Genomic DNA, 19,127 nt, shown 5'->3' with positions numbered 1-19,127 from the left:
GCTCATGTTCACAAGCCCGCAGCCGCAGCGGCCACGGGCATTAGCGCTATTACATTATTCCTGCGGGGTTTCTTCGTCGGCACCGGCCTCGGGCTGCGGCTCGTCACCGGCAACCACATCGGCATCGACATCGAACTCGCCTGAAGTCTCTTCACCTTCCAGCTCGTCGCCTTCATCCGAAGGCTCCTGCACGCGCTCCAGGCCCACCAGGGTCTCGTCGCTGGCCAGCTTGATCAGCGTCACGCCCTGGGTGTTACGACCCAGGCTCGACACTTCGCCAACACGGGTGCGCACCAGGGTACCTTGGTCGGAGATCAGCATGATCTCTTCCCCGTCGAGTACCTGCACGGCGCCTACCAGGCGGCCGTTACGCTCGTTGCTGACCATGGCGATTACACCTTGGCCGCCACGCTTGTATTCCGGGAACTCGCTGATCGCGGTGCGCTTGCCGAAGCCGCGCTCGGAGGCGGTCAGGATCTGGCTGCCCTCTTCCGGGATGATCATGGAGATCAGCTTCTGGCCTTCGGCCAGGCGCATACCCCGCACGCCCCGAGCGGTACGGCCCATGGCACGTACGTCGGATTCCTTGAAGCGGGTCACTTTGCCGGCGTCGGAGAACAGCATGACTTCGCGCTCGCCATCGGTGATGGAGGCAGAGATCAGGATGTCGCCTTCGTCCAGTTCCAGTGCGATCAGGCCAACGCTGCGCTGACGGCTGAACTGCTCCAGCGGGGTCTTCTTCACGGTACCGTTGGCGGTGGCCATGAAAATGAAGTGCCCTTCGGTGTATTCCTCGACCGGCAGCATGGTGGTGATGTACTCACCTTCACCCAGCGGCAACAGGTTCACCAGCGGGCGACCACGCGCGGCACGGGAAGCTTCCGGGATCTCGTAGGTCTTGAGCCAGTACACCTTGCCCTTGCTGGAGAACAGCAGCAGCGTGGTGTGGCTGTTGGCGACCAACAGATGGGAAATGTAGTCTTCGTCCTTGACGCCGGTAGCAGACTTGCCTTTGCCACCGCGACGCTGGGCCTGGTAGGCCGCCAACGGCTGGGTCTTGGCATAACCGCTGTGGGAAATGGTTACTACGCGCTCTTCTTCCGGGATCATGTCACCCAGGGTCAGGTCCAGACGCGCATCGAGGATTTCGGTGCGACGCACATCGCCGTATTCGGCGCGGATCAGCTCCAGTTCCTCGCGGATCACTTCCATCAGGCGCTCGGCGCTGCTGAGGATGCGGATCAATTCGCCGATCTGGTTGAGAATCTCCTGGTACTCGGCCAGCAGTTTCTCGTGCTCAAGACCGGTCAGGCGGTGCAGGCGCAGGTCCAGAATGGCTTGCGCCTGTTCTGGCGACAGGAAGTACTTGCCATCGCGCATGCCGAACTGCGGGTCGAGGTTATCAGGGCGGCAGGCATCGGCGCCGGCGCGCTCGACCATGGTCATTACCGCACTGGATTCCCACGGCGTGCTGATCAGCGCTTCCTTGGCTTCCGACGGGGTCGGCGAAGCCTTGATCAGCGCGATCACCGGGTCGATGTTGGACAGCGCAACGGCCTGGCCTTCAAGGATGTGCCCGCGCTCACGCGCCTTGCGCAGCTCGAACACGGTGCGACGGGTCACCACTTCACGGCGGTGACGCACGAAGGCTTCGAGCAGGTCCTTGAGGTTCAGGATGCGCGGACGGCCGTCGATCAGGGCGACGATGTTGATGCCGAACACACTTTGCAGCTGGGTCTGGGCGTAGAGGTTGTTGAGGATGACCTCTGGCACTTCGCCGCGACGCAGCTCGATCACGATACGCATGCCGTCCTTGTCGGACTCGTCACGCAGCTCGGTGATGCCTTCAAGCTTCTTCTCTTTCACCAGCTCCGCGATCTTTTCGATCAGGCGTGCCTTGTTGAGCTGGTAAGGCAGCTCGGTGATGATGATCTGCTGGCGGCCACCGACCTTGTCGATGTCTTCGACGGTGGAGCGGGCGCGCATGTAGATGCGGCCGCGACCGGTGCGATAGGCTTCGATGATACCGGCGCGGCCATTGATGATGGCGGCGGTGGGGAAGTCTGGGCCGGGGATGAACTCCATGAGTTCATCGATCGAGATATCGGCGTTGTCGATCAGCGCCAGGCAACCGTCGATGACTTCACCGAGGTTGTGCGGCGGGATGTTGGTCGCCATGCCCACGGCGATACCGCTGGAACCGTTGACCAGCAGGTTGGGAATCTTGGTCGGCATGACCGCCGGGATCAGCTCGGTGCCGTCGTAGTTGGGCACCCAGTCGACGGTTTCCTTGTGCAGGTCGGCCAGCAACTCGTGCGCAAGCTTGGTCATGCGCACTTCGGTGTATCGCATGGCTGCGGCGTTGTCGCCGTCGACCGAACCGAAGTTGCCCTGGCCATCGACCAGCAGGTAACGCAGGGAGAACGGCTGGGCCATACGCACAATAGTGTCGTAGACCGCAGTGTCACCGTGCGGGTGGTACTTACCGATTACGTCACCGACCACACGGGCCGATTTCTTGTACGGTTTGTTCCAGTCGTTACCCAGCTCACTCATCGCAAACAGAACGCGGCGATGCACGGGCTTCAAGCCATCGCGCGCATCGGGCAGTGCACGCCCGACAATGACGCTCATCGCGTAGTCGAGGTAGGACTGTCTCAGTTCGTCTTCGATATTGACCGGGAGGATTTCTTTGGCCAGTTCGCCCATGAGAAGCCTGATTCCTTTTTCTGGTGAAACCTCGTCACATCCATATGGGACGAACGAAGCTCGCCGCCGCGAGCACTGCCCTGCGACGACTTACGACAAATCAACGAGTTAAACCATGGATCTGCGCAGTGAAGGCCGCTTCACTGAGCGGCCTTGGAAACCGCCGGATGTTATCACAAACAGGGCTGTGAGAGCGACATTCGTCGCGTGGCTGGCGATAAGGAGAGATAGCAGGGGTAGGCGCACTTCAGGGACCCTGCCCCCTACAGACCACTGTAGGAGCAGAGCTTGCTCGCGATGGCCGCGCCACGGTACATCGGCAAGACCGCGTCGCCTTCATCGCGGGTAAACCCAGCTCCTACAATGTGAGACCGATGCGCCCCCCCTACAGAGGCCATCTCAGTGCAGGCGCTTGCGGCACATCAACTGCGCCATCTTGGCGGTGTCTGGGCGCTCTACGATGCCTTTCTCGGTGACGATGGCGTCGATCAGGTCGGCGGGTGTCACGTCGAAAACCGGGTTGAAGACGGGCACATCCGCCCCGAGCCGCTGGCCGCCCACTTCCAGCAGTTCGCTGGCGTCGCGCTCTTCGAGCAGGATATCCTCGCCGCTGGCCAGGCTCATGTCGATGGTCGAGCTGGGCGCCACCACCATAAAGCGCACGCCGTGGTGCATGGCGGTGACGGCCAATTGGTAGGTGCCGATCTTGTTGGCCACATCGCCATTAGCCGTGATGCGATCGGCCCCGACAATGACCCAGGTTATTCCTTTGGTTTTCATCAGGTGCGCGGCAGCCGAGTCCACATTGAGGGTGACCGGAATACCTTCGTTGGCCAGTTCCCAGGCGGTCAGCCGCGAACCTTGCAGCCACGGCCGGGTTTCGTCGACATAGACACGCTCGACCATCCCCTCCAGCCATGCCCCGCGAATAACGCCCAACGCAGTCCCGAAACCACCGGTGGCCAGCGACCCCGTGTTGCAGTGGGTGAGCAGGGTCTGCTCATTACCCTGGTACTTGCGAATCAGGTCGACACCCAATTGCGCCATGGTCAGGTTGGCTTCGCGATCACTTTCGTGGATGGCCAGCGCTTCGGCTTCAAGCGCAGGCAGCGGGTCGTCACTGTTTTTCAGGCGCTCCAGACGGTCACGCATGCGATTGAGCGCCCAGAACAGGTTGACGGCCGTGGGTCGCGATGCGGACAACAGGGTAAAGTCTTCTTCAAGCGCGGCGCACCAGTCTCCACCGGCGGCAAAACGCTGGCGAGCCCCCAGCACCAGGCCATAGGCCGCCGTGATGCCAATAGCCGAGGCACCACGCACCACCATCAGGCGGATCGCCTCGGCCACGCTGGCCACATCGGTGTAGCCCAGCCAGGACTCCTGAAGGGGTAAAGCGCGCTGATCGAGCAGATAAAGGGTGCCGTCTCGCCAATCGATGGCCTTCACCTTCTCCGCAGCCAACAGTCGATCGCGCATGCCTCACCCCGTACTCAGACATCAAAAGCGGCCGATTATAGCGATCCCCCGATCAAGACGCTCGGGTATACTTCGCCCTCTTCGCTCAAATGCAACGGAAACCGCCCATGCCCAACGCCAGTCCCTCCCTGGACTTCCTGCTCCTGCCGACCTGGCTGGTGCCTGTCGAGCCTGCGGGTGTGGTACTGACCGAACATGCGCTGGGCGTGCGCGAAGGCCGTATTGTGTTTATTGGCCCGCGCAGCGATGGGTTGAAACTTGCCACTCAAGCCGTGCACGAACTGCCCGGCTGCCTGCTGGCCCCCGGCCTGATCAACGCCCATGGCCACGCCGCGATGACGCTGTTTCGCGGCCTGGCCGACGATCTGCCGCTCAAATCCTGGCTTGAAGACCATATATGGCCGGCAGAAGCTCGCTGGGTCAACGAAGACTTCGTCCGCGATGGCACTGACCTTGCGATCGCCGAGCAGATCAAAGGCGGCATCACCTGTTTCTCCGACATGTACTTTTACCCGAAGATCGCTGCGGACTGCGCGCATGAGAGCGGCATTCGAGCGCAAATTACCATTCCGGTACTGGATTTCCCGATTCCTGGCGCACGCACGGCCGATGAAGCGCTGCACCAAGGCATCGAGCTGTTCAATGACCTCAAGCACCACCCGCGTATCAGCATTGCCTTCGGCCCGCATGCGCCCTACACGGTCGGCGACGAGAATCTCGAGAAGATCCGCATGCTGTCCGAAGAGCTGGACGCGGCGATCCACATGCACGTCCACGAGACCGCCTTCGAAGTGCAGCAGTCTGTCGAACAGTGCGGCGAGCGCCCGCTGGCCCGCCTGGCGCGCCTGGGTTTGCTGGGGCCACGCTTTCAATCGGTGCACATGACCCAGATCAGCGATGAAGACCTGGCCTTGCTGGTAGAAAGCAACACCAGCGTCATCCACTGCCCCGAGTCGAACCTTAAACTGGCCAGCGGCTTCTGCCCGGTCGAACGACTGTGGCAAGCCGGGGTCAATGTGGCGGTCGGCACCGATGGCGCCGCCAGCAACAACGACCTTGACCTGCTCGGCGAAACCCGCACCGCCGCCCTGCTGGCCAAGGCCGTGGCGGGTTCCGCGACCGCCCTGGATGCCCATAGCGCATTGCGCATGGCGACGCTAAACGGCGCACGCGCGCTGGGGCTGGAAGCGCAGACCGGCTCGCTGGAACTGGGCAAGGCAGCCGACCTGGTCGCGTTCGACCTGTCGGGGCTCGCTCAGCAACCGATCTACGACCCGGTCTCGCAGCTCATTTATGCCACCGGTCGCGATTGCGTCAAGCATGTCTGGGTGGGCGGCAAACAGCTCCTCGCCGACCGCCGTCTGACCCAAATGGATGAACAAAAGCTGCATGCCAGCGCCACCCAATGGGGCCAGCGCATCAGCGGCATCAACGAATAATCTTTGCCAGGCCAATTTTGCCTGGCATCAGGAACCCCGTATTTTCAAGCTTCAGAGGATTGTCCATGAGCAACGTCGATCACGCCGAAATCGCAAAATTCGAGGCCTTGGCTCACCGCTGGTGGGACCGCGAGAGCGAATTCAAGCCCCTGCACGACATCAACCCGCTGCGGGTCAACTGGATTGACGAGCGGGTCAAGCTGGCCGGCAAGAAGGTCCTGGATGTCGGATGCGGCGGCGGCATTCTCAGCGAAGCCATGGCCTTGCGCGGTGCTACGGTGACCGGTATCGACATGGGCGAAGCGCCCCTGGCCGTCGCCCAACTGCACCAGCTCGAATCGGGCGTAGAGGTCGAGTACCGGAAAATCACCGCCGAAGCCCTGGCAGAAGAGATGCCCGAGCAGTTCGACGTGGTCACCTGCCTTGAAATGCTGGAGCACGTTCCCGACCCGTCTTCGGTGATCCGCGCCTGTTTCCGCATGGTCAAGCCTGGTGGCCAGGTGTTCTTCTCCACCATCAACCGCAACCCCAAGGCTTACCTGTTCGCGATCATCGGTGCCGAATACATCATGAAGCTGCTGCCACGCGGCACCCATGACTTCAAGAAATTCATCCGCCCGTCCGAGCTGGGCGCCTGGAGCCGCTCGGCCGGCCTGACCGTCAAGGACATCATCGGCCTGACCTACAACCCGCTGACCAAGCACTATAAATTGGCCGCGGACGTCGACGTCAACTACATGATCCAAACGCTGCGCGAGGAGTAATCAATGCGTTTAAGAGCAGTACTTTTCGACATGGACGGCACCCTGCTCGACACGGCGCCGGACTTCATCGCCATTTGCCAGAGCATGCTGGCCGCCCACGGCCGCCCGGTCGTGGCCGATAAAGCGATCCGCGATGTGATTTCCGGTGGCGCGCGCGCGATGGTCTCCACCGCCTTCGACATGGACCCGGACGCGCCTGAGTTCGAGCCACTGCGCCTTGAGTTCCTGGAGCGCTATCAAGTGGACTGCGCGGTGCACAGCAAACTGTTCGACGGCATGGCCGAGCTGTTGGCCGATATCGAGAAAGCCAACCTGATCTGGGGCGTGGTCACCAACAAGCCGGTGCGTTTCGCCGAGCCGATCATGCAGCGACTGGGCCTGGCCGAGCGCTCTGCCCTGCTGATCTGCCCGGACCATGTGAAAAACAGCAAGCCAGACCCCGAGCCGCTGATCCTGGCCTGCAAGATGCTCAACCTGGACCCGGCCAGCGTGCTGTTCGTGGGCGATGACCTGCGGGATATCGAGTCCGGGCGCGACGCTGGCACCAAGACCGCCGCCGTACGCTTTGGCTATATTCATCCGGACGACAACCCGGATCACTGGGGCGCGGATGTGGTGGTGGATCACCCACTGGAGCTGCGCAAGGTGCTGGATCATGCGCTGTGCCGCTGCTGAATAGCCGCTGCCTTCACTCAACCCAGGCATAAGGTAAATCCTATGTTTGATTACTCCGCTCGCCCCACCCTGCTCAAAGGGCGGGTCATACTGGTTACCGGCGCCGGACGCGGCATCGGTGCGGCAGCCGCCATGACCTACGCCGCCCACGGCGCCACCGTGTTGCTGCTGGGCAAGACCGAGGCCACCCTTGCCGAGCTGTACGACCGCATCGAAGCGGCGGGTTATCCGCAGCCGGTGGTCATTCCGTTCAACCTGGAAACCGCCCTGCCGCACCAGTACGACGAACTGGCGGCCATGATCGAGAACGAGTTCGGCCGCCTTGACGGGCTGCTGCACAATGCCTCGATCATCGGCCCGCGCACACCCCTGGAGCAGCTCTCGGGCGACAACTTCATGCGTGTGATGCAGATCAACGTCAATGCGATGTTCATGCTCACCAGCACCCTGCTGCCGCTGCTCAAGCTGTCTGAAGACGCCTCTGTGGTGTTCACCTCCAGCAGCGTCGGCCGCAAGGGCCGTGCCTACTGGGGCGCCTATGGCGTGTCGAAGTTTGCCACCGAAGGCCTGATGCAAACCCTGGCCGACGAGCTCGACGGTGTGGCGGCTGTACGCGCCAACAGCATCAACCCGGGTGCCACCCGCACCAGCATGCGCGCCCAGGCGTACCCGGGCGAGAACCCGCTGGACAACCCGACGCCCGAAGAAATCATGCCGGTCTACCTCTACCTGATGGGCCCAGACAGCACCGGCATCAACGGCCAGGCCTTCAACGCCCAATAACGCGCGATGAATTCACCGCGGTGGTTCAGATACACCGCGGTGATGCCATCGCGACCAAGGTTTGCTCCCACGGATGTGGGAGATTCTATGGTTGATGGAAATCCCTCAGGGCTGCTTTTGATTCATGTGGGAGCTGGCTTTGCCAGCTCCCACATAGATCAAACGCCGTCCGCGGCCCCACAGGGTTTTGTGTCGTTCACAAGGGGCGTGTTAACCGCCATGTACCAATGCCATGCGGCCCCGACCGGCCTGGCGCATTTCCAGGGCCAGGCAGCGCTCCAGAAACATGTGCATGTGGTCGTAGCTTTTGCAGATGGCTCGGCGCAGCTCGGCTTGCAGGCTTTCGGACGGGTTGGTGCCGGCCAGCGTGCAGATGATTTCCAGCGCCTCCCAAGGGTGGGCATCGTCGTATTGGGCGTGTAATTTCAGCCAGCGCATCGCTCGTTTGCGCCCTTCAGGCGGCAGGCTTTCGGCGTAGGTGTCGCCCGCACAGACCCGCGCCGACCACTCCCCCGTCGCCCCTTCAATGGCGTAGTGGGTCGCTGCAATCGCCACCACCAGCGAATCGGAGGTGCTGGTCTGCCAGCACCAGTGGCTCAACGCTTGCAACTCGGCCGGCACGTCCTGGGCCTTGAGCTCTTCAACACTGACGCCATAGGCCTGGCTCCAATTCACCCAGTAATCGGCATGGTTGAGCTCCACGCGAATGTTGCGCATCAGCCAGCGCCGCGCCATGTCTTCGCCAGGGTGACGGGCAAAATGGGTTTTGGTGAGGTTGTGGGCCATGTACAAGGCGAATTGCTCAACCACCGGCCAGCCGCCAATCAGGTACTCACGCATGGTCTGGTTCGACAGCTGGCCCTCTCGCATGCGCTGGTAGATTTCATGTTCGACCACCCGCGCCTTGCGCGGCGCGCAGGCCTGAATCAACAGCTGCGCCCACAGAGGGTAACTGGTGGGCTCTCTCAACGGCCCCGTACGGTTGAACGGCTCGATCACTGTCGCCTCCTTGTGTGTGTGTACTTCGTCTGCCTGACGACTCAGCGAAAAGTGCCCGGCGCCTTGAACAGCAGCGGTCGCATCCTTGGTTCCCGGCGCTGAAGGCTTTCAATCGTAAAGGGTTGTGGCCGCTCGATCAGGTAGCCCTGAGCGTAATCCACACCAATTTCCAACAATGCCTGTTCGATCAATGGGGTCTCGACGAACTCGGCAATGGTGCGCTTGCCCATGACATGGCCAATATGGTTGATCACTTCCACCATCGCCCGGTTGATCGGGTCATCGAGCATGTCCTTGACGAAGCTGCCGTCGATCTTCAGAAAATCTACAGGCAAATGCTTGAGGTATGCAAACGACGACATTCCGGCGCAAAAATCATCCAAAGAGAAGCGACAACCCAAGCTTTTCAATTCATTGATGAAACGAATGGCGCTGCCCAGATTGGCGATTGCGCTGGTTTCGGTAATTTCAAAACAAATTAATTCTGGAGGGATATCAAAGGTTCGGAACTGGGCCTTGAGGTACTCCAGGAAGTTTTCATCGCCGATGCTGCCGCCCGACAGGTTGATGGCGCACATCGCCAGTGGCCCTTCCACGCCGTTGTCCAGCCCATCGCGGATTAACTTGAACACATGGTGTACCACCCAACGGTCCAGGGAGGTCACCAGGCCATAACGCTCGGCGGCCGGGATAAAACTGTCGGACAGGATCAGCCGGCCATTTTCGTCCTGCAGGCGCAGCAGTATTTCCACATGCCCGGCGCTGTGCAGCGGCACCCCGAGGGAGGCGATTTCCTGGGCATACAAGCAGAAGCGGTTTTCTTCGAGCGCCACGTGCAGGCGCTGGATCCAGGCCATTTCGCCAAAGCGCATGGACAGCTCGGAGTCATCGGCGTGGTAGACCTGCACGCGGTTACGGCCTTTTTCCTTGGCCATATAACAGGCCATGTCGGCGGCCCGCAGCGACGCTTCCAGGGTGGTCGGCACCTGGGTGATATGGACCAGGCCGATGCTGACCGAGGTCACGAACGGCCTGCCCTTCCAGACAAAATGCAGGTTATGCACGGTTTGGCGCAGGATTTCGGCAATTTTTTCGGCCACCTCCTGCGGGCAGTTTTCCAGCAGCACGCCGAATTCATCGCCGCCCAGGCGTGCCAGGGTGTCGCCATCACGCAGGTTCGCCTGCAGTAGCGTGCAGATATGACGCAGCAGCTCATCACCGGCGGCATGCCCACAGGTGTCGTTGACCAACTTGAACTGATCCAGGTCCAGGAACATCAGCGCGTGCCGGCCGCCCTGGCGTACAACACCGGTGAGTGCCTGCTCCAGCCGAAATTCGAATTCGCGGCGGTTGGCCAGGCCGGTCAAGGCATCATGGGTGGCTTGCCAGGACAGGTTGGCAATGTACTGGCGCTCTTGGGTCATGTCGTGCAGCACCAGCACTGCGCCGCTGAGTGCTCCAGCATTCTCGATGGCTGCCCCCACCAGGCTCACTGAGACCGTGCTGCCATCCAGGCGCTGGATCAGCTTGGCCTGCTCGCTGCCACTTTTCAGGCGACCGGTCAGAATATGCTCGATCAGGGTCACGCCGTCGCTCTGGGCAACCTCATCCATCACATTGAACAGCGCCGAGAGCGGCAGCCCTTGGGCCTGCTCGGCATTCCAGTGGGTCATTTGCTCAGCGGCCGGGTTCATGTAGGCGATCGAACCGTCGACGTCAGTGGTAATGACCCCATCGCCAATGGACTGCAGGGTGATCTGCGCGCGCTCTTTCTCATGTTGCAGCGCATTGGCGAATGCCTGGCGCTGGGTCAGCAGTTTGTGAGTTCGCCAAACCGCCAGCGCAATCAGAAACAGCGCCGTGGCCAGGTTGACCACGATCAGCAGCCGCAACAGCACCCGGGAGCCTGCGCCCAACGCATCGCTGAAGGCCTTGGCGGCGGGGGTGACGCCCTCGTCAATGGCGTTGATCTGCTGCTTCCAGCGCGCGACATCGGCTGAACTCACTTCGCCACGGGCCACGCTTTCGTGCATTTGTCGGGCAACCGCATCCAATTGCTGCAGGTATTGGTCACCGACCATCCAGAGGTCGATGGCCTTTTCCAGGTAGCTGAAATGGCGAAAATTCAGATACAGCCAGATCAGGCTGTCGACGTCTTCGGGGTGGTTGCCGCCTTTCAGGATGCCTTCGCGCGCCGCCGTAAGGTCCGGCTCGGGCTGGTCCAGCGCGATGCGCATGGCGTGGTCGCCCTCGGGCACGGCGATGGCGCGCAGGTAACGGTCATAGACCACTTGGCTGCGGGTGTCGGCGTACAGGCTGAGGTAGTAGATCGCGTCCTTCTGGCTTTTCGACCACAGGCTTTCCCCCCCCACGTAGGCCCTGACAGCAGACAAGGCATACAGGCTCAGGCAGCCCAACAGGGCCTGAAGCAGTACGACGGCAACAAAGGGCCAGATGATGCCCAGCAGCCTTGGCGTTTTCAGCGTCCGTATCGAGTTCATGAGGTCCCTTGATCCGAGGCAACAAAGGCAAGCGCCACCCACCCTTGATCAGCCTAGGCGAAAACCGGCTGGCGCAAGGGTCTGTTTCAAGTCTGAGACATGCAAAATTATTAAATTTGCTGCAAGTGCCCATAGAGTTTGGCGTACAGGCCACCCTCTGCAATCAGCTGTTGATGGCCGCCATCTTCGGCCACATGCCCGCCGTCAAACACCAGCACCCGATCAGCTTGTTTCACCGCCGACAAGCGGTGGGCGATGATCAGGGTAGTACGGGCACTGAGAAATCGCGTCAAGGCATGGTGCAGGTTGTATTCGGTGGCCGCATCCAGGGCTGATGTAGCTTCATCGAGAATCACCACCTTAGGCTCGGCCAGCACCATTCGGGCAATCGCCAGCCGTTGGCGCTGGCCCCCGGAGAGACGCACGCCGGAGCGGCCGACCACGCTGTCCAGGCCTTGGGGCAATGCGCCAATGGTGGCGTCGAGCTGGGCGATTTCCAGGGCACGCCAGCAGGCGTCATCGCTGCGCTCGCGGCCCATGGTCAGGTTGGCGCGCACCGTGTCGTTGAATAGCGATGGATGCTGCAGCACCACGGCGACGTTGTCGCGTACCGTCTCCAGGCCAATTTCCTGCAACGTACAACCGCCAAAACGGATACTGCCAGCCTGGGCGCTGTAGAGCCCCAGCATCAGTTGCACCAAGGTACTTTTGCCCCCGCCGCTGGCCCCCACGATGGCGACCTTCTCGCCCGGCGCAATCGACAGATTCAACTGGTCGAGCACCGGCTCGTCGCCGTAGGCAAAGCGCAAGCCGCGCACGTCGATCCCCACCGTATCGCGCCCCTTGAACGGGTTGACGCTGCCCACGTACTGCGGCTCATTGGCCCGTGCCAGCAGCTCATTGATGCGGGTTAGCGCACCACCGGCCGCGTAGTAGGCGTATTGCAGGTTCAGCAGTTGCTCAACCGGGCCGATCATGAACCACAGGTAGCTGAACACCGCCAGCATCTGGCCGATGGACAGGTCGGAAAACAGCACGGTCAGCATGGCCGCCGCGCGGAAAATATCAATACCGAACTGGAACAACAGCCCGCTGGCCCGCCCTGACGCGTCGCTTTTCCATTGCGACGCCACGGCATAGTCCCGCACTTCCTGGGCACGCAGGCCGAGGCGCCCGAGAAAGTAACCCTGGCGGTTGCCCGCGCGCACTTCCTGAATGGCCTCCAGGGTTTCGCTCAAGGCTTGGGTAAAGCGCGAAGTGCTGTCGTTTTCCAGCTTCTTCAGATGCTTGACGCGCTTGCCTAACTGCACCGTGGCAAAGATCACCAGCGGGTTGAACAACAGAATCAGCAGCGCCAGCTTCCAGTGCATCCACATCAGGATGCCCGCGGTGCCGGCAAGCGTCAGCATGGCCACCACAAACCGGCTGAGGGTTTCGCCGACGAACTTGTCCAGGGTGTCCAGGTCGGTGACCAGGTGGGTGGTGACCGTGCCGCTGCCCAGGCTTTCGTACTCGCTCAGGGAGATGCGCTTGAGCCGTTCGATCAGGCGAATGCGCAAGCGGTAGACGATGTCCTTGGCCAGCCCCGCGAACAGCCGCGCCTGGACCACGTTGAAAGCCAGGGCGCCGAGGCGCAGGGTCAAGGTCATCAACAGCATCAGGCCGATGTAACCGGCCGCGACCTGCCACCCCTGAGGCAGGAAGTGGTTCATCCATTGGAGCGCGGCATCGCCATGGCCAAGCAACACTTCATCGACCAACAGCGGCAACAGCAAGGGGATCGGCACACTGCAGAGAGTCGCCAGCACGGCAACGCCGTTGGCAATCCACAGGGCCTTTTTGTGATGCAGAGCCAGGCGCCTGATTTCGGCCCAACTCAGTTTATCCGTGTGTGACGGCTCTTTGACCGGCGGCAGCTCCGGTGAGCCGGACACATCAAGCATAGGCAGCGCGCTCCAGCCAGCGCGCCAGCAGCGGCGATAGCTGGGACAAGGGTTGGTAACCGTTGGTCAACAGCGCCAGTTGGCCATTGCGCTCGGCGAGCAGGGTTGGGAAACCGGCAATGCCTAAGTCCTGCACCCAACTGAAGTCGGCGGCCGTGGCGAGCTGCTGCTCTGCGCTGTCGAACGCTGCGGCGAACTCGGCACGCACCAAGCCAGCCTGCTCGGCAAGCTCCACCAGCACAGCGGCCCGGCTCACATCACGCCCCTGGACGTAAAAGGCCTGCTGGATCAATTGCACCAGCGGCCAGGCGCACGCCGGATCGAGGCTGCGCGCCACCACCACGGCCCTGCAAGCAGGCTCCGTGTTGTAGACAAAACCGTCCGGCAAGGCCCCTTCGACCGTGAACGGCTGCCCGGTGGCTTCGGTCACAGCCTTCCAGTGTTCAAGGATGTAGCGCTTGGTCGACGCGTCCAGTGCGCTGCTGGCGGTGCGCAGCCCGCCCATCACCAGATGCACTGCAACGTCCGCCTCGCGCGCCTGTTCCATCAAGGCCTGTGCGACTGGCGCGAAACCCCAGCACCAGGAACACATCGGGTCCATCACATAAAGCAGGCGTGCAGACATACTCAGGCCTCTGTGGTATTGCGGTAATTGTGGCCGATCGGGTGTGGCAGGTTGCGAGCCTTGGCCAACTCGATCTGCTTCTGCCGGTCGATGGCGCTGCGGCGGGTCTTTTCGCTCAGGCTGTCCCAGCAATGCGGGCAGCTGATACCGGGCGAATAGTGCTCCGACTCGCGCTCTTGCACACTGATCGGCGTGCGGCAGGCATGGCACTGATCGTAGTCGCCTTCGGTCAGGTCGTGACGGACCGTGACGCGGTTGTCGAACACGAAGCAGTCGCCCTGCCAGCGGGTCTCCTGCTGCGGCACCTCTTCGAGGTATTTGAGAATGCCACCCTTGAGATGATAGACCTCCTCGAAGCCTTCACCGAGCATATAGCTGGAAGCTTTTTCGCAGCGGATGCCACCGGTGCAGAACATTGCGACTTTCTTGTGCCGGGACGGGTCGAAGTTGGCCTTGATGTAGTCGGGAAACTCACGAAAGCTGGTGGTCTTCGGGTCGATGGCGCCTTCGAAGGTGCCAATCGAGACTTCATAGTCGTTGCGCGTATCGATCAGCAGCACTTCAGGGTCGCTGATCAGTGCGTTCCAATCCTTGGGGTCGACATAGGTGCCAACAGCCTGGTTGGGATCGACGCCCGCCACGCCCAGGGTCACGATCTCTTTCTTGAGCTTGACCTTGGTGCGGTAGAACGGCTGCTCGTCGCAGTAGGATTCTTTGTGGTCGATGTCGACCATGCGCGGGTCGTTGCGCAGCCAGGCCAGCAGGCCATCAATGCCTTCACGGGTGCCGGAAACGGTGCCGTTGATGCCTTCTTCGGCGATCAGCAAGGTGCCTTTGATGCCGTTCTCGACCATGGCGGCCAGCAGCGGCTCGCGCAGTTCAACGTAATCGGTGAGGGTGACGAACTTGTACAAGGCCGCCACGACAATCGGTTGTGTCATGGTAAATCTCCAGGTGGCTACCCTCGTAAAGGGTGAACCGGGGGCAAAAAAAACGCGCCGACGGGCGGCGCGTTGCGGATTCTACCAAAAACCTGGCGAGGAATCAGTGGCTGCTGCCACCGGCGCATGTCGGCGATGCGGGAGCTGCGCCGATTTTTGCCCACTCCTCGGGGGTGTAGGTGTGCAGCGCCAGCGCATGGAACTCGCTCATCAGCTCACCCAGGGTGGCGTAGACCTTTTGGTGGCGCTTGACGCTGCTCAGGCCCGCGAACTGCTCGCTGACCAGCACAGCCTTGTAGTGGGTTTCAAGGCCGCGGCTGTGCATATGGCTTTCATCCAGCACGTGCAGGTGCTCGGGGGCCAGGGCTGCCAGGGATTGTTCGATTCGTTGCTGCATGGACATGATCACGACGCCTTAAGGTTTTTTCGCAGCGCCGGCAGCGGCCTTGGCAGCACCGGCCGGGTCAAGCTCTTTGGTCATGTCGGCCAGCAGTTTGTTGACCACCGGCACCGCGCTTTCCAGTTTCTTCTGGGTCAACTGGGCGGATTGCTGGGTGACCACCGGCATTTTTTCCAGGACTTTCCTGCCCAGTGGCGACTTGTAGAAGGCGACCAGGTCCTTGAGTTCGGTTTCGGTGAAGTTGGCGGTGTACAGCTTGATCATGTCTGGTTTGAGCTTGTTCCAGCCGATAGCTGAATCAAGAGCGGCATTGGCCTTGGCCTGGTAGCTGTCGAGCACAGTCTTTTTAGAGGCGGGTGCCTGGGTTTGCTCGAAGCGCTGGGCGAACATCTGCTGCACTTGCATGTAGACCGGGGTTCCGAGCTTATCGGCGTGCGCCATCATCAGGAAGGCTTCGGCACTGGCATTGTGACTTGCGGTGTCAGCGAACACCTGGCCGCTGGCGCAAACCAGGGCGGCCGCGGTAAAGAGGGCGCGAAGACGAGTCATCGGGTTTCCTTTAGTAGTACAGGCGAGGCCTAGACCCCAGGGATTGTCATTCTGCGCCCGTTCGGGCGCACGGCTCAAGCCCATGCTGGCACTGTGATAATCGGCATTGCACGTTCGAAGGAACCTGTGTGCCGATTCACGACCTAAACTGCGGATTCAGACCACAAAAGGAGTGAGAGCAGCATGAGCCGTATCGAAACTGACAGCCTCGGGCAGGTCGAAGTTCCTGAACAGGCCTACTGGGGTGCCCAGACGCAGCGCTCACTGATCAACTTTGCGATCGGTAACGAACGGATGCCACTGGCCGTCTTGCACGCCCTGGCGCTGATCAAAAAAGCCGCCGCACGCGTCAACGACCGCAATGGAGACCTGCCGGCCGACGTCGCCAGGTTGATCGAACAGTCCGCTGACGAGATCCTCACAGGCCAGCATGACGAGCAGTTTCCGTTGGTCGTCTGGCAGACCGGCAGCGGCACGCAAAGCAACATGAACGTCAATGAAGTGATTGCCGGGCGAGCCAACGAACTGGCCGGCAAGGGTCGTGGTGGCAAGGTGCCCGTCCACCCCAACGATCACGTCAATTGCTCACAGAGTTCCAATGACTGCTTCCCGACGGCCATGCATATTGCCGCGGCCAAGGCCGTTCATCAGGATCTGCTGCCGGCCATCGCTGAGCTGTCGGCCGGGCTTGCGGAACTGTCGGCGCGCAACATGACGCTGGTCAAGACCGGTCGCACCCACATGATGGATGCCACGCCCGTTACCTTCGGCCAGGAAGTCTCGGCCTATGTGGCGCAGCTTGATTATGCCCAGCGCGCGATCCGGGCGGCCTTGCCGGCGGTGTGCGAGCTGGCCCAGGGCGGGACCGCTGTGGGTACCGGCCTGAACGCACCCAAAGGCTTTGGCGAAGCGATTGCCTCGGAATTGGCGGCGTTGTCGGGTTTGCCTTTCGTGACGGCGCCCAACAAGTTTGCCGCCCTCGCCGGCCATGAGCCGCTGACCACCTTGTCCGGCGCGCTGAAAACCCTGGCCGTGGCCTTGATGAAAATCGCCAACGACCTGCGCCTGCTGGGCTCCGGGCCACGGGGCGGCTTGGCTGAAGTGCGCTTGCCGGCCAACGAGCCGGGCAGTTCGATCATGCCCGGCAAGGTCAACCCGACCCAATGCGAAGCGCTGTCGATGCTGGCGTGCCAAGTGATGGGCAACGATGTGGCGATCGGCATGGCCGCCAGCCAAGGGCACTTGCAACTGAACGTGTTCAAGCCTGTGATCATCCACAACCTGTTGCAATCGATCGGCTTACTGGCCGACGGCTGCAGCAACTTCCAGAAGCACTGCATTGCCGGGCTGGAACCGGACCCGGTGCAAATGGCGATGCACCTAGAGCGTGGCTTGATGCTGGTGACGGCGCTTAACCCGCATATCGGCTATGACAAGGCAGCCGAGATTGCCAAGAAGGCTTATGCGGAAAACCGCACCCTGCGCGAGGCCGCGTTGGCGCTGGGGTACCTGACGGATGAGCAGTTTGATGAGTGGGTGCAGCCGCAGAATATGCTCTGACCTGTAGGAGCACGGTTGCCAGCGATGGCATCACCACGGTACATCAGGCAGACCGCGGTGAGGCCATCGCCGCATAGGTATCTACACATCTTTTGGCGTACTGCTACGAATGTAGCCGCTGACGAGGTACGAGGCTGCGATCGGCAGCGAAGCGGCCGTAAAACCTGAGACCATAATCCATCAGGCACACCGAAGGGCCTGAATTTACGACGGCTTCGCCGCCGATCGCAGCCTCGTACCTCGGCAGCGGCTACAAGAGCCGCGCTGCCCCAGAGTTGTGTAGATACCTATGGCCATCGCCGGCAAGCCGTGCTCCTACATGCACCTGGGCTTTTGATTGAATGTGGAAGCAGTGGTCCGGCATTCCGGATTGCCTGCGAATGCCGTTCAAATAGCCACGGACATTCGGCGCCGGGCCTTCCAGCTGGCTAGCAGTGAAGGCGCCAAGGCGGTCAAGGCCGAGCCGGCTACCACCAGCAGCGCGCCCAGGTATCCCCAGCCGTTGATTTGTTCGGCTTGCACATAATCTGGCCAAAGCCACGCCGACAGCGCGACCGCGACAAAGGTCACCAAGGGGGTAATGGCCAGGGTGGCACTCACCCGCGAGGCTTCCCAGTGGGCCAGCGCTTCGGCAAATGCACCATAAGCCACCAGGGTGTTGAGACAGCAGGCCAGCAGCAGCCAACCTTGCAGCGGGCTCAGTTGCAGGGCTTCCATCGGATGCGCCCAAGGCGTCAGCAACAGCGCGCACAACAGGTAGATCACCATCATTACCTGGACTGAATTCCACACCGTCAGCAGCTGTTTCTGGCCCAGCGCATAAAAGGTCCAGACGGCCGATGCACCGAGGGTAATCAAGACCCCGGCAGTGTACTGGCTCATCGAGCCGAGCAACTCCTCCAGGCGCTGGTTGAAAAACAGCCCGAAGCCCACCAGCAGCACCGCCAAGCCGAAACCCTGGCCCAGGCTGAAGCGCTCCTTGAAGACAAACAGGCTACCCAGCAGCAACAGGATCGGCCCCATCTGGATCACCAACTGGGCGGTACCTGGGCTAAGCAGGCGCAAGCCAAACAGATAAAGCACATAGTTGCCGACCAACCCTGCCACCGACACCACCACCAACGCGATCCCTTTGCGGCCCAAGGCTCGGAAATCCGGCAGGCGACCGGTCGCGGTCAAGTAAAGCGCCAGCACGCCGCCTGCGCCGACCAGGCGAAACCAGGTGACGGTTATCGGGTCCATGGCTTGCAGCACTTGCTTGAGCTGGATCGGCAGGACGCCCCACAGAACAGCCGTCACTAAGGCCAGAGAAAAGCCGAACGCCCAGCGTCCCGACGAAATATGCATACCCGCCTCGATAGCCCTGTAATGGGGAAGTCTGCATTATAAGGGCGCACCGGATGCGCTCACAGACACAGTTGGGATGCATATCGAGGCCCGATTGTGTGCCACTGCCACTTATCGGGAAACTCGGCTTGCGGGCCGAGCCCTATTATTCTTGAGAAACCTTTCCTCCGTGCGGAGACCGCCATGTACGGCAAACGAGCTCAGGACCCCTGCTCCACCACGCACTTTCGCAGCGATCGGATCATCCTGATCAATGGCCAGTTCTTTTTCAGCACGCGGGAAAATACGCAAGAGGGGCCGTTTCTGAACCGGAAGATGGCCGAGATGGGGACCCAAACCTACATCAGCAGAATGCGTGCGCCCGCGTAGGAGCAGGGTTTACCGGAATGCCGGACCACCGCGATGGCCACACCGCA

The 19,127-nt window shown here is 61.3% G+C and carries 16 protein-coding genes; 6 read left to right on the top strand and 10 right to left on the bottom strand.

Annotated features, from left to right (window positions below; genetic code table 11):
* Window positions 1-54: 54 nt before the first annotated feature.
* Both gyrA and mtnA read right to left on the bottom strand, forming a co-directional pair.
* A complete protein-coding gene (gene gyrA, locus AC3IX4_RS07245) occupies window positions 55-2,709 on the bottom strand; it encodes a DNA gyrase subunit A (protein ID WP_489259897.1) in 2,655 nt (884 codons plus the stop codon).
* Between the two features lie 399 nt (window positions 2,710-3,108).
* A complete protein-coding gene (gene mtnA / locus AC3IX4_RS07240; protein WP_489259896.1) occupies window positions 3,109-4,185 on the bottom strand; it encodes an S-methyl-5-thioribose-1-phosphate isomerase in 1,077 nt (358 codons plus the stop codon).
* Between the two features lie 107 nt (window positions 4,186-4,292).
* Here mtnA and AC3IX4_RS07235 point away from each other — a divergent pair, with 107 nt between their 5' ends.
* The 4 genes from AC3IX4_RS07235 (at window position 4,293) to AC3IX4_RS07220 (ending at window position 7,846) form a co-directional block, all read left to right on the top strand.
* Window positions 4,293-5,624 carry a TRZ/ATZ family hydrolase gene (locus tag AC3IX4_RS07235; RefSeq protein WP_489259895.1) on the top strand — a complete coding sequence of 444 codons (1,332 nt, stop codon included), beginning with the start codon at window positions 4,293-4,295 and terminating at the stop codon, window positions 5,622-5,624.
* A 65-nt stretch (window positions 5,625-5,689) separates the two neighbouring features.
* Window positions 5,690-6,388: a bifunctional 2-polyprenyl-6-hydroxyphenol methylase/3-demethylubiquinol 3-O-methyltransferase UbiG gene (gene ubiG, locus AC3IX4_RS07230; protein ID WP_489259894.1), complete on the top strand. Its 699-nt coding sequence runs from the start codon at window positions 5,690-5,692 to the stop codon at window positions 6,386-6,388.
* A 3-nt stretch (window positions 6,389-6,391) separates the two neighbouring features.
* Window positions 6,392-7,063 carry an N-acetylmuramic acid 6-phosphate phosphatase MupP gene (mupP, locus tag AC3IX4_RS07225; protein ID WP_489259893.1) on the top strand — a complete coding sequence of 224 codons (672 nt, stop codon included), beginning with the start codon at window positions 6,392-6,394 and terminating at the stop codon, window positions 7,061-7,063.
* Between the two features lie 42 nt (window positions 7,064-7,105).
* On the top strand, window positions 7,106-7,846 hold the full coding sequence (locus AC3IX4_RS07220; RefSeq protein ID WP_489259892.1) for a YciK family oxidoreductase: 741 nt from the start codon (window positions 7,106-7,108) through the stop codon (window positions 7,844-7,846).
* Between the two features lie 210 nt (window positions 7,847-8,056).
* On the opposite strand, the gene AC3IX4_RS07215 is transcribed toward AC3IX4_RS07220, so the two are convergent.
* The 7 genes from AC3IX4_RS07215 to AC3IX4_RS07185 form a co-directional block, all read right to left on the bottom strand.
* Window positions 8,057-8,845, bottom strand: a complete 789-nt coding sequence (locus AC3IX4_RS07215; protein WP_489259891.1) for an iron-containing redox enzyme family protein — start codon at window positions 8,843-8,845, stop codon at window positions 8,057-8,059.
* A gap of 41 nt (window positions 8,846-8,886) precedes the next feature.
* A complete protein-coding gene (locus AC3IX4_RS07210; protein ID WP_489259890.1) occupies window positions 8,887-11,346 on the bottom strand; it encodes an EAL domain-containing protein in 2,460 nt (819 codons plus the stop codon).
* Window positions 11,347-11,456: 110 nt separating this feature from the next.
* Window positions 11,457-13,289 (bottom strand): ABC transporter ATP-binding protein, encoded by a 1,833-nt coding sequence (locus AC3IX4_RS07205; protein ID WP_489259889.1) that lies wholly within the window; start codon window positions 13,287-13,289, stop codon window positions 11,457-11,459.
* On the bottom strand, window positions 13,282-13,914 hold the full coding sequence (locus AC3IX4_RS07200) for a DsbA family protein (protein ID WP_489259888.1): 633 nt from the start codon (window positions 13,912-13,914) through the stop codon (window positions 13,282-13,284). Before AC3IX4_RS07200 ends, AC3IX4_RS07205 begins: the two co-directional genes overlap by 8 nt.
* A gap of 2 nt (window positions 13,915-13,916) precedes the next feature.
* On the bottom strand, window positions 13,917-14,855 hold the full coding sequence (trhO, locus tag AC3IX4_RS07195) for an oxygen-dependent tRNA uridine(34) hydroxylase TrhO (protein WP_489259887.1): 939 nt from the start codon (window positions 14,853-14,855) through the stop codon (window positions 13,917-13,919).
* Window positions 14,856-14,958: 103 nt separating this feature from the next.
* Window positions 14,959-15,258, bottom strand: coding sequence for a BolA family protein (locus AC3IX4_RS07190; RefSeq protein ID WP_489259886.1), 300 nt, complete (start codon window positions 15,256-15,258; stop codon window positions 14,959-14,961).
* Window positions 15,259-15,270: 12 nt separating this feature from the next.
* Entirely contained in the window at window positions 15,271-15,804 is a 534-nt protein-coding gene (locus AC3IX4_RS07185) for a DUF2059 domain-containing protein (RefSeq protein WP_489259885.1), read from the bottom strand.
* 183 nt (window positions 15,805-15,987) lie between these two features.
* On the opposite strand from AC3IX4_RS07185, the gene AC3IX4_RS07180 reads away from it, so the two are divergent.
* Window positions 15,988-17,364 carry a class II fumarate hydratase gene (locus AC3IX4_RS07180; protein ID WP_489259884.1) on the top strand — a complete coding sequence of 459 codons (1,377 nt, stop codon included), beginning with the start codon at window positions 15,988-15,990 and terminating at the stop codon, window positions 17,362-17,364.
* A 387-nt stretch (window positions 17,365-17,751) separates the two neighbouring features.
* Here AC3IX4_RS07180 and AC3IX4_RS07175 read toward each other — a convergent pair whose 3' ends face one another.
* Window positions 17,752-18,711 carry a DMT family transporter gene (locus AC3IX4_RS07175; protein ID WP_489259883.1) on the bottom strand — a complete coding sequence of 320 codons (960 nt, stop codon included), beginning with the start codon at window positions 18,709-18,711 and terminating at the stop codon, window positions 17,752-17,754.
* 183 nt (window positions 18,712-18,894) lie between these two features.
* On the opposite strand from AC3IX4_RS07175, the gene AC3IX4_RS07170 reads away from it, so the two are divergent.
* Complete coding sequence (locus AC3IX4_RS07170; RefSeq protein ID WP_489259882.1) at window positions 18,895-19,080, top strand: DUF6316 family protein; 186 nt, start codon at window positions 18,895-18,897, stop codon at window positions 19,078-19,080.
* The last annotated feature ends 47 nt before the right edge of the window (window positions 19,081-19,127 follow it).

The organism is Pseudomonas sp. KH_021 (genome assembly GCF_057838865.1).
The sequence above is the reverse complement of the archived record's forward strand: the minus strand, read 5'-3'. Positions and strand labels throughout refer to the sequence as shown.

Excerpts from the sequence above, each read along its gene's own strand:
- AC3IX4_RS07235 (WP_489259895.1), top strand. The coding sequence starts at position 4,293 with ATGCCCAACGCCAGTCCCTCCCTGGACTTCCTGCTCCTGCCGACCTGG.
- trhO (WP_489259887.1), bottom strand. The coding sequence starts at position 14,855 with ATGACACAACCGATTGTCGTGGCGGCCTTGTACAAGTTCGTCACCCTC.
- AC3IX4_RS07200 (WP_489259888.1), bottom strand. The coding sequence starts at position 13,914 with ATGTCTGCACGCCTGCTTTATGTGATGGACCCGATGTGTTCCTGGTGC.
- mtnA (WP_489259896.1), bottom strand. The coding sequence starts at position 4,185 with ATGCGCGATCGACTGTTGGCTGCGGAGAAGGTGAAGGCCATCGATTGG.
- AC3IX4_RS07190 (WP_489259886.1), bottom strand. The coding sequence starts at position 15,258 with ATGTCCATGCAGCAACGAATCGAACAATCCCTGGCAGCCCTGGCCCCC.
- gyrA (WP_489259897.1), bottom strand. The coding sequence starts at position 2,709 with ATGGGCGAACTGGCCAAAGAAATCCTCCCGGTCAATATCGAAGACGAA.
- ubiG (WP_489259894.1), top strand. The coding sequence starts at position 5,690 with ATGAGCAACGTCGATCACGCCGAAATCGCAAAATTCGAGGCCTTGGCT.
- mupP (WP_489259893.1), top strand. The coding sequence starts at position 6,392 with ATGCGTTTAAGAGCAGTACTTTTCGACATGGACGGCACCCTGCTCGAC.
- AC3IX4_RS07220 (WP_489259892.1), top strand. The coding sequence starts at position 7,106 with ATGTTTGATTACTCCGCTCGCCCCACCCTGCTCAAAGGGCGGGTCATA.
- AC3IX4_RS07175 (WP_489259883.1), bottom strand. The coding sequence starts at position 18,711 with ATGCATATTTCGTCGGGACGCTGGGCGTTCGGCTTTTCTCTGGCCTTA.
- AC3IX4_RS07180 (WP_489259884.1), top strand. The coding sequence starts at position 15,988 with ATGAGCCGTATCGAAACTGACAGCCTCGGGCAGGTCGAAGTTCCTGAA.
- AC3IX4_RS07205 (WP_489259889.1), bottom strand. The coding sequence starts at position 13,289 with ATGCTTGATGTGTCCGGCTCACCGGAGCTGCCGCCGGTCAAAGAGCCG.
- AC3IX4_RS07170 (WP_489259882.1), top strand. The coding sequence starts at position 18,895 with ATGTACGGCAAACGAGCTCAGGACCCCTGCTCCACCACGCACTTTCGC.
- AC3IX4_RS07185 (WP_489259885.1), bottom strand. The coding sequence starts at position 15,804 with ATGACTCGTCTTCGCGCCCTCTTTACCGCGGCCGCCCTGGTTTGCGCC.
- AC3IX4_RS07210 (WP_489259890.1), bottom strand. The coding sequence starts at position 11,346 with ATGAACTCGATACGGACGCTGAAAACGCCAAGGCTGCTGGGCATCATC.